Here is a 13,273-nt window from a genome sequence, read left to right as displayed (position 1 = left end):
ACCTATTTACATTCAGCCCAAGACTTACCAAAGGCAAAATTAACCTTAATAGGTACTTTCAGAACATAATCAAGGCCTAAAAAACTAAAAGGGGCTTCCATCACCGAAGGAGCTACTTCTTTTATCACCTCTACTTCTTCTTCTGGCACCTCAAGAAGAAGTTCATCGTGAATCTGTAAAAGAAGGCTGGACTTTAGATTTTTCTGTTTAATTTGCCTATAAAGGGCTACCATAGCTACCTTGATAAGATCTGCGGCAGAACCTTGGATCGGGGTGTTTACTGCCATGCGAAACCCTAAGTCTCTTACAGTTTTATCAGAACTAAATACTTCAGGTATATAGCGTTTTCTCCCGGCTAAGGTCTTAACATAACCATGGGTTCTAACAAATTCTATCGTTTCTTCTATGTATTTTTTTACTCCAGGATACCGCTGAAAATACCTTGCTATGATTTCTTCTGCCTCTTTTACCGAAATCCTAAGCTCTTTACTTAAACCGTAAGAGCTCATCCCATAGGCAATCCCAAAGTTTATAGCCTTGCTAACCCTTCTCATTTCAGGGGTTACTTTATCAGGAGTTACTCCAAATATCTCACAGGCCGTAAAGGTATGGATGTCCTGCCCTTCATTAAAGGCCTTTATAAGATTTTTGTCTTCAGAAAAATGAGCTAAAATCCTGAGTTCTATTTGTGAGTAGTCTAAACTACAAAGCCACCAGCCTTCTTCTGCTATAAATACTTTGCGAATTTCTAAACCTTCCTCTCCTTTTATGGGGATGTTTTGTAGGTTTGGGTTTTGCGAACTAATCCTACCTGTGGCTGTTCCTGTTTGGTTAAACTCTGTGTGAATACGAGAAGTAAGTGGTCTGGTATACTTTAAAAAAGGCTCAAGGTAGGTGCTCAATATTTTCTGAGTAGTACGATATTGCAGAAGAAGCCTGGCAAAGGGATGTAAAGGAGCCAGTTCTTCAAGCACCTCTGCATCTGTAGAGGGAACTGAACTTTTAGGGGTCCTTTTTATAGAAGGAAGATTCAGTTTATTAAAAAGGATGTCGCCCACCTCTCTTGAAGAACGAGGATTAAATCTTTTTCCCGCAATCTTAAAAAGTTCTTCTTCGATTTCTTTTATTTTTTCTCGATATTGTTGTACTAAAGTTTTTACATAAACCAAATCAATCTTTATCCCAGCTTGTTCCATCCCGTTTAAAACCTCACTTAAAGGTGCCTCTACCTTAAACAACCAGGAAGAAAGCCCTTCTTCTTCTAACCTTGCTAAAAGCTCTTTACCTAACCTTCTTAAACTGACTACCTTTATCCCTGATAATTCTTCAGAAGCCTTGTTTTTTCCGTTAAGATTTAGGTCTAAGTATTCCTGAAACAAAAAGTTTAAATCATAAGCCTTTAATCCGGGATTTAAAAGATAAGCAGCTAACTTTACGTCTAAGGGATGAGAAAAGGGGATCTTATAGTTTTTAAGCCAGTTTTTATAGTCATAAACCACGTAAATGCCTTGATCCTCAGCCAATCTTTTAAACTCGTCTAAAGTCAACCTGTAGACCTCTTCCTCAGAAAGGGAAATCAAAAATTTTGCAGGCTGCAATTTGCCAAAAAGGCCTTTATTTAGATTTTCAGGTAAAACAGCTATTACCGAATCTTTTTTTACTTTATTAAATAAATCTTGGGAGGCTTTTCTTATGTTTGGTGGTTTAGGCAAAGTTTCTTGGGGTAAAGAAAGCTCTGAAAGAAGTTTCCTAAACTCAAGTTCTTTAAAAAGGGCTTTAAGCGTGAGATAATCAGGGTCTTTTCTTCGATAGAATTCAAGGTCCTCTGAAGGGAGAGGGGCTTCCAGATTAAGGCGAATAAGATTAAGGTTGTTAAACACCTGTTCTCGATATTTTATCAAATTTTCTCTTATTCTTTTAGAAAAAATTAAAGAAAGATGGTCATAGATGGCTGTCAGGGTTTTAAATCTTATGAGCAACTCTTTAGCGGTTTTTTCGCCTATTCCTGGGACTCCGGGTATGTTATCGCTTTTATCCCCTACCAGGGCTCTAAATTCAGGAAAAACCTCTGGGGAAAATCCGTATTTTTGAATAAAACTTTGTTTATCTAAAAAAACTTCTCTTACTGGGTCATAAATCCTTACTCTATCAGAAACAAGGGCATATAAATCTTTATCCCCAGCCACGATAACTGCTTGATTGATAGAAGATAGGATAAAATTTTTAACAAAACTTGCTATCAAGTCGTCTGCTTCATATCCAGGAGCTGAAATCAAAAGAATCCCTAAAGCAGGAATGATTTTTTTTATGTAAGGTATTTGGATCTTTAGGTCATCAGGCATTTGAGGTCTGGTAGCCTTGTATCCTTCGTAAGCCTTATGTCTAAAAGTAGGTTCCTTTTCATCCATAAACCAGATGATATACTCAGGGTCCCACTCTTTTAAAATTTTAAGCACCATCTGGGTTACACCGAAAACAGCTTTGGTGGGTAGCCCTTTAGAAGTAGCTAAATACCCAGGAATAGCAAAATAAGCTCTATAAATAAAAGAGGCCCCATCTATAAGGATTATCTCTTTTTTATCTACCATGTATTCTACCACCTCCTGGTTAGGTACCTTAAAATTTAATCTATTTTATCAAAAATAAACTTAAAAGAAAGCATACTTCTTTAGTTTGGCTATTTATTTTTTTATGGTATATTTAATTAAAAAATTTCATCTAAGGGAAAAAGATGAAGGTTAAAAACTGGATGATTACTGATGTGGTGGTTGCCTTTCCTGAAGATACAGTAGAAAAGGCTATTCAGTTAATGAAAAAACACTCTATCAGGCACCTTCCTGTAGTAGACAAAGAAAAAGAGAGGTTGATAGGGTTGGTGACTGAAAGTGAGTTGAGAGCCTATCTTAGTCCAGAAAAGCTTAAACTTTCTCTTAAAGAAGTTATGATCCTTAATCCGATTACCATAGACCCTGATACTTATATAGATGAGGCAGCTAAGCTTATTTATAAGTATAAAATCGGTGGTTTACCTGTAGTTAGCCAAGGTAAATTAGTGGGTATCATAACTGTTACCGATATTTTAGAGTCTTTTATAGAACTTATGGGAATTTTAAGGGCCTCTTCTCGTTTAGACGTTATTCCTAAAAACGGTAACTTAGACGATGTGTTGGAGACTATCAGAAAAAACGGAGGCAAGGTTATTTCCATAGGAATGGACGTTAACTTTGAAGGAGAAAGAGTTTATTTTATAAGATTAGAAAAAATATCCTTAGATAAGATAGCTTCTGAGCTTGAAGTAGCAGGTCATAAAATAATATCTCTTATCGATTAGGAGGCGTCTTTATGGAAGGAGAATTCAGAGTTAAAAAAACCATAGAAGAAATCAATAAAAGGATTGAAAAAGGAGAGGCTGTAGTCCTTACAGCTGAGGAGTTTGTCAGTTTGGTTAAAGAGGTAGGGCCTGTTACTGCGGCTAAAGAGGTAGATGTAGTCACCACCGGGACCTTTTCTCCGATGTGTTCTTCTGGGGCTTTTATAAACTTCGGCCATCCCTCTCCTACGATAAAAGCTTATAGGGTTTGGTTAAACGATGTGCCAGCTTATGGGGGGCTTGCGGCTGTAGACCTTTACATAGGAGCCACTGAAACAAGAGAAGACGATCCTCTTAACAAAGTTTTTCCGGGTCAGTTTTTATACGGTGGTGGACATGTTATCCAAGACTTAGTTGCCGGAAAAAAAATCCAGCTAAGGGCTTTAGGTTATGGGACCCATTGTTATCCTAGAAAATCTTTTGAAAAAGAGTTCACCATTCATGACTTAGTGGATGCCGTTCTTTGCAACCCAAGAAATGCCTATCAAAACTATAATTGTGCTATTAACCTTTCAGATAAAATACTTTATACCTACATGGGGGTGTTAAAACCTAACCTTGGCAATGCCAACTATGCGACCGCAGGATGTCTTTCTCCCTTGCTAAAAGACCCTTATCTAAAAACCATAGGGATAGGGACAAGGATTTTCTTAGGAGGAACCAAAGGATATGTGATTTGGGCTGGGACCCAGCATAAAACCGAAGTTAAAAGAACACCTAAAGGGGCACCCATGCAACCTGCAGCTACCCTTATGGTTATCGGAAACCTGAAAGAAATGTCACCAGAATGGTTGGTAGGAACAAGTCATATAGGCTATGGATGTTCTTTGGCAGTAGGATTAGGTATACCTATTCCTATACTGAATGAACAAGTGGCTGAATGGGCAGGACTCTCTGACGAAGACCTCTTTACCCAGGTAATAGACTACTCCTATGACTATCCTAACGGAATTAAAAGAAACTACGGGATCGTAAGTTATGCAGAACTGAAAAGCGGAAAAATAACCGTCTTAGGAAAAGAGGTCCCTACCTTTCCCATTTCAAGCCTTCCTAAAGCCAGAAAAATAGCTGAAATCCTTAAAAACTGGATTAAACAGGGAGAGATGTTGTTAACAGAACCAGTTAACCCTTTACCAGGAGCTAAACTTTTTCCGATGAGATAAAGCCTAAAAAGGAGGATTTTTGATGGAAACTATTTTAACGGTTTTACAGTTGATAGTAGCTATATTGATAGTTTTGATTGTTTTGATAAATGTAACCAAAGGTTCAGAATATGGTGCGGTGTTTAGAGGGGCTGAGGCCATCTTTGGTGGTGCAGGACCAACCAGTTTTTTAAACAAAGTGACGATGATTTTGGTGTTGGTGTTTTTTTTAAACTCTATCTTACTCACTAAAATCCAAACCAACAAAAACAAAACCGAAATTCCTGTCGTCCCTACCCCTCAAACCCAAACAACCTCTCCTTCTACCATCCCTACCCCAATTCCCCCTCAAAATATTCCCGTACCTCCCCAAATTCCTTCTTCTACCCCAGAAAAACCTAAAAATTAATTCTAAAAATGAAAAATTTAGTAATACTTGGTATTACAGGCTCGATAGGAAATTCTACCCTTAAGGTAGTTCAAGCCCATCCTGAAAAATTTAGGATTTTAGGAGCCTCTTGTCGTAGCAAGATTGAGGCCTTAGAGGAAATTGCCAGATCCTTTAAAATTCCCTATTTGGTAGTAGAAGAGCTTTCTTCTGTTGAAAAGTTGAAGAGTTCTTTAGATTATAAAGCTGAAGTCTTGGTAGGAGAGGAAGGACTTAAGACTTTAGTTCAGTTAGAAGAGGCTGAGATAATAGTCATAGGAATTTCTGGGATAAAAGCCCTTTTACCCACCTATTATGCTTTAAAGGCAGGAAAAAGGGTAGCTATAGCCAACAAAGAAAGCTTGATCGTAGCTGGGGATATTTTAAAAAAAATAGCTAAAGAGGCTAAAGCCGAACTTTTGCCTGTTGACAGCGAACATTCTTCGATTTTTCAGCTTTTACAAAAAGAAAAAAAAGAACAGGTAAAGAGAATCATCCTTACAGCCTCAGGGGGTCCTTTTTATCGTCTACCTTTAGAGGAGTTTGTTAAAATTACCCCAGAGATGGCGGTAAAACACCCGAACTGGAAGATGGGAGCTAAAATATCGGTAGATTCTGCTACCCTTATGAATAAGGGTTTTGAAGTTCTTGAAGCTAAGGTCCTTTTTGACTTTCCCTTGGAAAAGATAGAGGTACTTATCCATCCTCAAAGTTTAGTCCATGGTTTGGTTGAGTTGATAGACGGAAGTATTTTAATGCACCTTAGCTCTCCTGACATGCAACTGCCCATATCTTATGCCTTAAACTACCCTGAAAGGGTTAAACTTCAGGTACCTAAGGTTCAACTGGAGAAAATTGGCAGTTTAGTTTTTGAGGCCCCTGACCTTGAGAAATTTCCCTGCCTTAAGCTTGCTTATGAAGCAGGACAAAAAGGAGGAGTTTATCCTCTTATCCTTGAGGCAGCTGATGAAGTGGTGGTAGAGGCTTTCTTACAAAAAAGAATCACCTTTGATAAAATCCCTTATTTTCTTGCAAAAACACTCGATGGGTTTAAAATACCAGAGATGCCTTCTTATAAAGAAGATTTATCTTTTATTTTAAAATTGCATAAAGAGGTTTGTCTTTATGTAGAAAACCTGATAAAAGGAAATAAAACATGCTAACAGTAATTATAGCTTTATTAGTAATTGGTGTACTTATTTTTGTTCACGAGTTAGGTCATTTTATAGCAGCTAAACTCATGAGGGTCAAAGTAGAAATTTTTTCCTTAGGCTTTGGGCCTAAAATTATTGGTTTTAAAGTAGGAGAAACAGAATATAGGGTGTCTGTCTTTCCTTTAGGTGGATACGTGAAACTTTATGGAGAGCATCCTGAAACGTTGCCTTCTGTAGTCGAAAAAGACAAAGCTTTTGCCTTTAAAAAACCCTGGCAAAAGGCGTTTATCGTGGTTGCAGGCCCTTTGGCTAATTTTATCTTACCTGTTCTTCTCTTTTGGTTTCTTTTTTGGGCCTCTGGTTCTTATCTTCTTTCTACCAAAATAGGAGAGGTTTTACCTGGTTCTCCAGCTGAAAAAGCAGGACTTGCTCCTGGAGATGAAATCATAGAAGTAAACGGCAAAAAGGTCAAATCTTTTGACCAGCTTATCTTATATCTAAAAAGTCAAGAAAACATAAAAGAAGTTTCCCTTAAGATAAAGAGAAACTCTCAAGAGTTTGAGGTAAAAATCGCTCCTGAAATGAAAGAAGGATACAACATCTTTGGGAAAAAAACCCAGGTACCTTTTATCGGGGTCAAGTCAACCCAAGAGGTTGTTCATCAAAGGCACGGTTTTGGTGAATCCTTTGTCCTTGCTGTAGAAAAGGTGGTAGACATAACTGTCCTTACCTTTGTAGCTATCTTTAAACTCTTTATAGGAGAATTGCCTTTTTCTACGTTAGGAGGTCCTATTACCATCGGAAAAATGGCAGGAGATACGGCCAAATTAGGGATTTATCCTCTTATTTCTTTTACCGGACTTCTTTCGATCAACTTAGGGATTATAAACCTTCTCCCTTTACCTATGCTTGACGGAGGCCATTTAGTCATTTTTGGTATAGAGGCCATCAGAAGAAAACCTTTATCCTTAAAAACCCAAGAGCTTATCTTTAAAATAGGACTTTTTATCATCATTGCTCTAAGTATAGCTGTGTTTTACAACGACATCCTTAAACTTCTTAGCGGATGGAAACTCCCTTAGTTTTAGCTATAGAAACAGCAGGGAAGTCTGGAGGTATAGCCCTTATAAAAGATAAATTGTTAGGGGCTGTTACCTTAAGGTCCTCTCAGTCTTATTCTCAGATAATTTTTCAGTGTTTAACTTTTTTTGAAAAAAACTTAGGATTAGACCTAAAGACCATAGACTACTATGCCATAGACCTTGGTCCAGGTAGTTTTACTGGATTAAGAGTTGGGCTTTCGGTGCTAAAAGGATTAAGTTTAATATCACCTAAACCGGTGATACCCTTTTTTAGCCTTGAAGTGCTTGCGGTAGAAACCTTTCCAGCAAACTTACCTGTGGTATCTCTGATAGATGCCTATAGCCAAGAAGTTTTTTTAGGTGTCTATAGATGGGAAGAAAATAACCTAAAAACAGAGATTTTTCCTGTTTGCGTCTCAGTCAAGAGTATACCTGATTTGATAAAAGAAACTTCCTGGTTTGTTGGTGAAACCTTAGAAAAATGGGAACCCTATTTGAAAGAAATTTTAGGTCCTAATTTTTTAAAATGGCCTTTTACGATAGGTCTTACCTTGGAAAATGTGGCCAAACTGGTTTATTTAAAGCTAAGAAATAACGATTTTGAAGTGAAATCTGCAGAAGATTTACTTCCTTTGTATTTAAAACCATCTGAAGCAGAAAGAAAACGAGGCGATAAAAGATGATCCTTTTCTTGTTAAAAAGATTTATGGTGTTTTTGATAACACTTTTTGGGATTACTGTCATAAGTTTTTCGGTAATTCATTTAGCTCCAGGAGGTCCTTTAAGTCCTATCACTGACTTCAACCCAAAGATCACCCCAGAATATCGAGAAAGATTGGTTAAAATGTACGGTCTTGACAAACCACTTTATGTTCAATACTGGGAATGGCTAAAAAAAGCAGCTAAGCTTGATTTTGGGCGTTCTTTTTCTCCAGACCAAAGACCGGTATGGGATAAAATCAAAGAAAGGCTTCCGATTACCTTACTCTTAAACTTTCTTTCTTTAATTTTAATCTTTATGATTTCTTTACCCTTAGGGGTGTTGGGGGCTGTAAAAGCTGGAAGTTGGATTGATCGAATACTAACCATAGTGGTTTTTTTGGGTTATGCTATGCCCAGCTTTTGGCTGGCCATCATTCTTATGATGATTTTTGGGGTAAAACTTCAATGGCTTCCTATTTCTGGGCTACATTCCACCTTAGGTTATGAAGAAATGGGTCTTCTTGAAAAAATTTGGGACTGGACGAAACACCTGATTTGCCCGCTTTTTGTAGCTACCTTTGGAGGAATTGCAGGTATCTCAAGATATGTGAGAAATTCTATGGTAGAAGTATTAAAGGCTGACTATATTCTTTTTGCCAGGGCTAAAGGAATTTCAGAAAAAGAAGTAATCTATAAGCATGCCTTAAGAAACGCCCTTTTACCCCTTATTACCATCTTAGGTCTTTCTTTACCTGGACTTATAGGGGGTAGTGTTATCTTTGAAACCATTTTTGGGATACCTGGATTAGGACAGCTGATGTGGCAAGCGGTGATGGCAAGGGATTATCCTGTTATCATGGCCAACCTTTTCCTGGTAGCTGTGCTTACTTTGATAGGGAACTTTTTAGCAGACATAGGATATGCTCTGGCAGACCCAAGAATAAGGCTTGGAGATAAACATTAAGAATGTTTTTAATAAAAGAGTTGTTAAAAAATCGTTTAGGAACGGCTTCTTTAATAATCATTCTATTTTTAGCTATTTTGGCTGTCTTTGCTCCTTACATAGCCCCTTATGACCCTTTAGAAATAAACGTAGACCATATACTTCAACCACCTTCCTTAGCCCATCCGTTAGGAACTGATCTTTTAGGAAGAGACGTGTTAAGCCGGATGATCTATGCCTCTCGGATCTCTCTTGAGGTAAGCTTGGTGGCAGTAGGATTATCTCTGGTGATAGGTGTAGTCTTAGGAGCGATAGCTGGCTACTTCGGAGGATGGGTTGACCTGATTATTTGCAGGTTTATTGACATCATGCTTTGTTTCCCCACCATATTTTTGGTTTTAGCTATGGTAGCCTATTTAGAACCATCTATCGTTACCATCATGGTGGTAATAGGTGCTACCAGCTGGATGGGATTAGCTCGTTTAGTAAGAGCCGAAATTTTATCCTTAAAAGAAAGAGACTTTGTGTTGATAGCCAAAACCTACGGGGCATCATCCTTAAGGATTTTATTTAAACATCTTATACCTAATGCCCTACCTCCTATTTTGGTCTCTGCTTCCTTAGGGCTTGGACAGGCCATCTTGATAGAATCTGCCCTTTCCTTTCTTGGTATAGGAGTACAGCCTCCCACACCTTCTTGGGGGAATATGCTGATAGACGGTAAAGAGACCTTAGAAGTAGCCTGGTGGCTTTCTTTTTACCCAGGGATGGCTATTTTGATAACGGTTCTTGCGTTTACCATAATTGGAGAAACTTTACAAGAAATTTTGAATCCTAAAAGGAAAGAAAGATGAAAAGAAAAGAACATAGATGGTGCCGAGGGCGGGACTCGAACCCGCACGGACCGACGTCCACTAGCCCCTCAAGCCAGCGCGTCTACCAATTCCGCCACCTCGGCGTATTGAGTAATAATATATTATCCTTTTTTGGTTTGTCAAGACGGATTAAACCTTGTTTAAGTAATTTTTTATATGATTTTATATGATTTTAAATTAAACCTTTAACTCTTTAAACCTTACACTTCTGAAAAAGGTTAGGAGGACCTTTTATGGAATTTTTAAAAGATTTTATGCAATATTTTTTGCTTTTTTTTGAAAAAAGTAGTTATTTAGGTGTATTTTTTTTGATGACCCTTGAGTCTACTTTAATTCCTATCCCAAGTGAAATAATCATACCTCCCGCTGCTTACCTTGCCTATCAAGGTAAACTTTCCCTTTGCGGTGTTATCATAGCAGGTACGTTAGGTAGTTGGGCTGGAGCTCTTATCAATTATTTTTTAGCCCTTAAGTTTGGTCGTCCGATGTTTTTAAGGTTTGTCAGACGATACGGTAAGTATGTACTTCTAACCGAATATTCCTTTCAAAAAATGGAAAGATTTTGGGATCAACACGGGCATATCAGTACCTTCATAGGAAGGCTCCTTCCAGGACTTAGACATGTCATTTCTATCCCTGCAGGGTTTGCCAGGATGGGACTTTTTCTGTTTTCTTTTTATACTCTATTGGGGGCATTATTATGGTGTAGCTTCCTTGGGTTTTGTGGATATTTTTTTGGAAAAAACGAGGCCCTTCTTAAAACTTACTTAGAACGTGGTTCTATAGGAATAGTAATCTTTTGTGTGGTGATTTTGGGGGTTTACATCTGGTTTAAACTAAAAAGAAAATAGACTTTTTAATCACTTTGAGCTTGAATAACTTTTACGTCCTTCGAAGGTGAAAAATGAAAAAAGCTGTCTTTAATGGCTTTATTATATCTTAAATTGTTAAAAATTATCCTTAAGGTTTCTCCTGAAGCCATGTTTAAAATAACTTCTTTAACCTCTCCAGATTTAGGGTTTACCACCAAAGAAATCCTTCTTACCTTTTGGTCGTTGTTAGCAGGTAAAAAGTTTAGCTTCCAAAAATCGTTATCTAAGGTCTGAAAACTTTCGACCTTAAGGTCTGTCTTCACATTTCCCCTTCCGGTCATAAACCCCAGGGCTAATTTAGAGCCAAAGGTTGTGCCTGAAGGATAAACCAAGGCTTGTTTTTCTTCTGGATAGTAAAAGTATATACTTTTTCCAGAAGATATGATAAAAAGTTTTTGGGGCCTGTAGTATTCCCAGCGAAATTTGCCAGGTTTTTTAATCCAGAGTCTACCTGAAGACACCTCCTTATGGCCTTGAGAAATATAGGCTTCCTGGATAAATTCTGCTTCAAGCGTCTGTATTTTTTGATAAAAATCTTGGATATGGTCTATGACCTCGTCTACAGTTTGGGCCTTAAGACTAAAGGGGTTTACGAGAACCAATAACAGAGCGAGGACGAACACCATCACTTGGGCCAACAATGCCTTCCTCCTCCATACGTTCTACCAACCTTGCAGCTCGGTTGTAACCTATCCTAAGCTTTCTTTGAAGCATCGATACAGAAATTTTACCATACTGATAGGCAATTTTCAAGGCAGCTTCATACAGTTTGTCATCTTCGTAATCGCTTTCCTCTTCAACAGAAATAGGTTCTTCGTCTTCTATCTCCTCTAAGTTGGCTAAATACTCAGGTTCTCCGATAGATTTAAGATAATCTACTAATATCTTAACTTCTTCTTCTGAAACATAAGGACCATGAATTCTTTGTAGATAAGATGATCCAGGAGGCATAAAAAGCATATCTCCTGCCCCTAAAAGCCTTTCTGCTCCCTGGATATCAAGGATGGTCCTTGAGTCTACTTTAGAGGTAACCTGAAAGGAGATCCTGGCTGGAAAGTTAACCTTGATTAACCCGGTGATTACATCTACCGAAGGTCTTTGGGTGGCTACCAGTAGATGTATTCCTGCTGCCCTTGCCATCTGAGCCAGTCTGGTAAGTAAGGTTTCTACCTCTTTAGAAGATACCACCATAAGGTCTGCCAACTCATCGATGATCATCACTAAATAAGGCAGTTTTTCGTCAAACTGTTCGTTATAAGACTCAAGGTTTCTTGCCCCTACCTCCTCAAAAAGGGTATACCTTTTTTCCATCTCCCCTACCAACCATCTTAAAGCCTTGGTAGCCATCTTAGGTTCTAACACCACAGGATGTAATAAATAGGGAATTCCATCGTAAACGGAAAGTTCGATCCTTTTAGGATCGATCATCAAGAATCTTACCTCTTCCGGGGTTGCTTTGTAGATAAGGCTTAAAATTACGCTGTGTAAAAAGATGCTTTTTCCAGAACCAGTGCTTCCGGCTATCAAAAGATGAGGCATCTTTTTAAGGTCAGCTACCACAGGAGCTCCTGAAATATCCTTACCTAAGGCAATGGTAAGAGGAGACTTAGACTGAATAAAAGCTTCGCTCTGTAAAATGTCCTTAAGATATACCCACTCTCTTTTAGGGTTTGAAATTTCAATACCTATCACACTTTTACCTGGGATAGGGGCAACTATCCTTACACTTTTAGCAGAAAGCCCCAAGGCTAAGTCATCTACCAAGCCCTGGATTTTACTGATTTTAATACCGGGAGCTGGTCTAAACTCAAATACAGTAATCACTGGGCCTGGAGAAACACCTACTACATCACCTTCTATACCAAACTCTTTAAGTTTTGAGATCAACACCAAGGCACGTTCTTTTAACTCCTCAGGCCTTACCCTGTAAGAAGAAAGGGGAGGATCCCTAAGTAAATCTACAGGTGGTGGCAAGGTTTTTTCGAATTCCTTTATCTGTGTTTCTTCTTGGACCTTCTTTTTAGAAATCTTCTCTTTAGTATTATTTTTTGAGTTTAAAGGTTTAATTTCAAAAGACAGGGATTCCTCAACCGGTTGAGAAGATATCTTGGTTGAGGAAATCTTTTCAAATTTTCCCTCAGGTTTTTCTTCTGTTTTTTTTATGTCTTTTTTATACCGAAGTTTGGTTAAGATGGATTTAAAGGTTATCGGGTTAAAACCTAATCCTACCAAAAAAGAAACAAGAAGAAAGGCAAACATTATCACCAAAAAAACAAAATCTCCTACCCAAAGTCTAAAATAAAAATTCAACTCCCCTATAAATCCTCCGTTTAAAGGGAAACGTCCAAAAAGTAAAAGATTTTTGGTTTCTAAAAGATTAAAAGTATAACCTATCAACATGCAAAGAGATAAAATCAGAAAAGAAAAACTAAAACCTAACCTTTTAATAGACCCTCCCATCAATTTTAGGAAAAACCCTAAAATAAGAAGGACAGGAATTAAAAGACTTACGATACCAAAGATAAAATAAAAAAAAGAAGCCGTATAAGCCCCTAAAAGCCCACCTAAATTAGTAATTTCAATTGCTCCAGAAACACCTATTCCCGGGTCATAAGGATTATAAGAATAAATGGAAACTAACAGAAAAATAGAAAAAATAAAAAATAAAAAATAAATGAAAAACACCCTTTTATAGGTCAACTTTAT

The 13,273-nt window shown here is 37.8% G+C and carries 12 protein-coding genes and 1 tRNA gene; 9 read left to right on the top strand and 4 right to left on the bottom strand.

Annotated elements, in window-relative coordinates; genetic code table 11:
* Positions 1-2: 2 nt before the first annotated feature.
* Entirely contained in the window at positions 3-2,588 is a 2,586-nt protein-coding gene (polA, locus tag G580_RS09620) for a DNA polymerase I (RefSeq protein WP_038041332.1), read from the bottom strand.
* A gap of 143 nt (positions 2,589-2,731) precedes the next feature.
* On the opposite strand from polA, the gene G580_RS0102065 reads away from it, so the two are divergent.
* Genes G580_RS0102065 through G580_RS0102030 form a run of 8 tightly spaced genes read left to right on the top strand, consistent with a single transcriptional unit; the run spans position 2,732 to position 9,674 of the window.
* Positions 2,732-3,331 carry a CBS domain-containing protein gene (locus G580_RS0102065; RefSeq protein WP_028840826.1) on the top strand — a complete coding sequence of 200 codons (600 nt, stop codon included), beginning with the start codon at positions 2,732-2,734 and terminating at the stop codon, positions 3,329-3,331.
* An 11-nt stretch (positions 3,332-3,342) separates the two neighbouring features.
* The gene (locus G580_RS0102060; protein ID WP_028840825.1) at positions 3,343-4,533 is read left to right on the top strand and encodes a homocysteine biosynthesis protein; all 1,191 of its coding nucleotides are present in this window, start codon (positions 3,343-3,345) and stop codon (positions 4,531-4,533) included.
* Positions 4,534-4,555: 22 nt separating this feature from the next.
* Positions 4,556-4,921, top strand: a complete 366-nt coding sequence (gene secG, locus G580_RS10910) for a preprotein translocase subunit SecG (protein ID WP_051172990.1) — start codon at positions 4,556-4,558, stop codon at positions 4,919-4,921.
* Between the two features lie 8 nt (positions 4,922-4,929).
* A complete protein-coding gene (dxr, locus tag G580_RS0102050) occupies positions 4,930-6,102 on the top strand; it encodes a 1-deoxy-D-xylulose-5-phosphate reductoisomerase (RefSeq protein ID WP_028840824.1) in 1,173 nt (390 codons plus the stop codon).
* The gene (gene rseP / locus G580_RS0102045; RefSeq protein WP_028840823.1) at positions 6,096-7,175 is read left to right on the top strand and encodes an RIP metalloprotease RseP; all 1,080 of its coding nucleotides are present in this window, start codon (positions 6,096-6,098) and stop codon (positions 7,173-7,175) included. The genes dxr and rseP overlap by 7 nt, the downstream gene beginning before the upstream one ends.
* Positions 7,160-7,858, top strand: a complete 699-nt coding sequence (tsaB, locus tag G580_RS0102040) for a tRNA (adenosine(37)-N6)-threonylcarbamoyltransferase complex dimerization subunit type 1 TsaB (RefSeq protein ID WP_028840822.1) — start codon at positions 7,160-7,162, stop codon at positions 7,856-7,858. The genes rseP and tsaB overlap by 16 nt, the downstream gene beginning before the upstream one ends.
* Positions 7,855-8,841, top strand: a complete 987-nt coding sequence (locus G580_RS0102035; RefSeq protein WP_028840821.1) for an ABC transporter permease — start codon at positions 7,855-7,857, stop codon at positions 8,839-8,841. Before tsaB ends, G580_RS0102035 begins: the two co-directional genes overlap by 4 nt.
* A gap of 2 nt (positions 8,842-8,843) precedes the next feature.
* Complete coding sequence (locus G580_RS0102030; RefSeq protein WP_028840820.1) at positions 8,844-9,674, top strand: ABC transporter permease; 831 nt, start codon at positions 8,844-8,846, stop codon at positions 9,672-9,674.
* A 17-nt stretch (positions 9,675-9,691) separates the two neighbouring features.
* Here G580_RS0102030 and G580_RS0102025 read toward each other — a convergent pair.
* Positions 9,692-9,778, bottom strand: a tRNA-Leu gene (locus G580_RS0102025).
* Positions 9,779-9,928: 150 nt separating this feature from the next.
* On the opposite strand from G580_RS0102025, the gene G580_RS0102020 reads away from it, so the two are divergent.
* Positions 9,929-10,546, top strand: coding sequence for a DedA family protein (locus G580_RS0102020; protein ID WP_083960780.1), 618 nt, complete (start codon positions 9,929-9,931; stop codon positions 10,544-10,546).
* Between the two features lie 5 nt (positions 10,547-10,551).
* Here G580_RS0102020 and lolA read toward each other — a convergent pair whose 3' ends face one another.
* The gene (lolA, locus tag G580_RS10905) at positions 10,552-11,196 is read right to left on the bottom strand and encodes an outer membrane lipoprotein periplasmic chaperone LolA (protein ID WP_245542830.1); all 645 of its coding nucleotides are present in this window, start codon (positions 11,194-11,196) and stop codon (positions 10,552-10,554) included.
* A complete protein-coding gene (locus tag G580_RS0102010) occupies positions 11,147-13,252 on the bottom strand; it encodes an FtsK/SpoIIIE family DNA translocase (RefSeq protein ID WP_051172988.1) in 2,106 nt (701 codons plus the stop codon). The genes lolA and G580_RS0102010 overlap by 50 nt, the downstream gene beginning before the upstream one ends.
* Positions 13,253-13,273: the final 21 nt, after the last annotated feature.

The sequence above is a fragment of the Thermodesulfobacterium hveragerdense DSM 12571 genome (assembly GCF_000423845.1).
Taxonomy (GTDB): domain Bacteria; phylum Desulfobacterota; class Thermodesulfobacteria; order Thermodesulfobacteriales; family Thermodesulfobacteriaceae; genus Thermodesulfobacterium; species Thermodesulfobacterium hveragerdense.
Note: the sequence above shows the minus strand (reverse complement) of the source record. Positions and strands in the feature narration are given on the sequence as shown.

Excerpts from the sequence above, each read along its gene's own strand:
- polA (WP_038041332.1), bottom strand. The coding sequence starts at position 2,588 with ATGGTAGATAAAAAAGAGATAATCCTTATAGATGGGGCCTCTTTTATT.
- G580_RS0102065 (WP_028840826.1), top strand. The coding sequence starts at position 2,732 with ATGAAGGTTAAAAACTGGATGATTACTGATGTGGTGGTTGCCTTTCCT.
- G580_RS0102060 (WP_028840825.1), top strand. The coding sequence starts at position 3,343 with ATGGAAGGAGAATTCAGAGTTAAAAAAACCATAGAAGAAATCAATAAA.
- secG (WP_051172990.1), top strand. The coding sequence starts at position 4,556 with ATGGAAACTATTTTAACGGTTTTACAGTTGATAGTAGCTATATTGATA.
- dxr (WP_028840824.1), top strand. The coding sequence starts at position 4,930 with ATGAAAAATTTAGTAATACTTGGTATTACAGGCTCGATAGGAAATTCT.
- rseP (WP_028840823.1), top strand. The coding sequence starts at position 6,096 with ATGCTAACAGTAATTATAGCTTTATTAGTAATTGGTGTACTTATTTTT.
- tsaB (WP_028840822.1), top strand. The coding sequence starts at position 7,160 with ATGGAAACTCCCTTAGTTTTAGCTATAGAAACAGCAGGGAAGTCTGGA.
- G580_RS0102035 (WP_028840821.1), top strand. The coding sequence starts at position 7,855 with ATGATCCTTTTCTTGTTAAAAAGATTTATGGTGTTTTTGATAACACTT.
- G580_RS0102030 (WP_028840820.1), top strand. The coding sequence starts at position 8,844 with ATGTTTTTAATAAAAGAGTTGTTAAAAAATCGTTTAGGAACGGCTTCT.
- G580_RS0102020 (WP_083960780.1), top strand. The coding sequence starts at position 9,929 with ATGGAATTTTTAAAAGATTTTATGCAATATTTTTTGCTTTTTTTTGAA.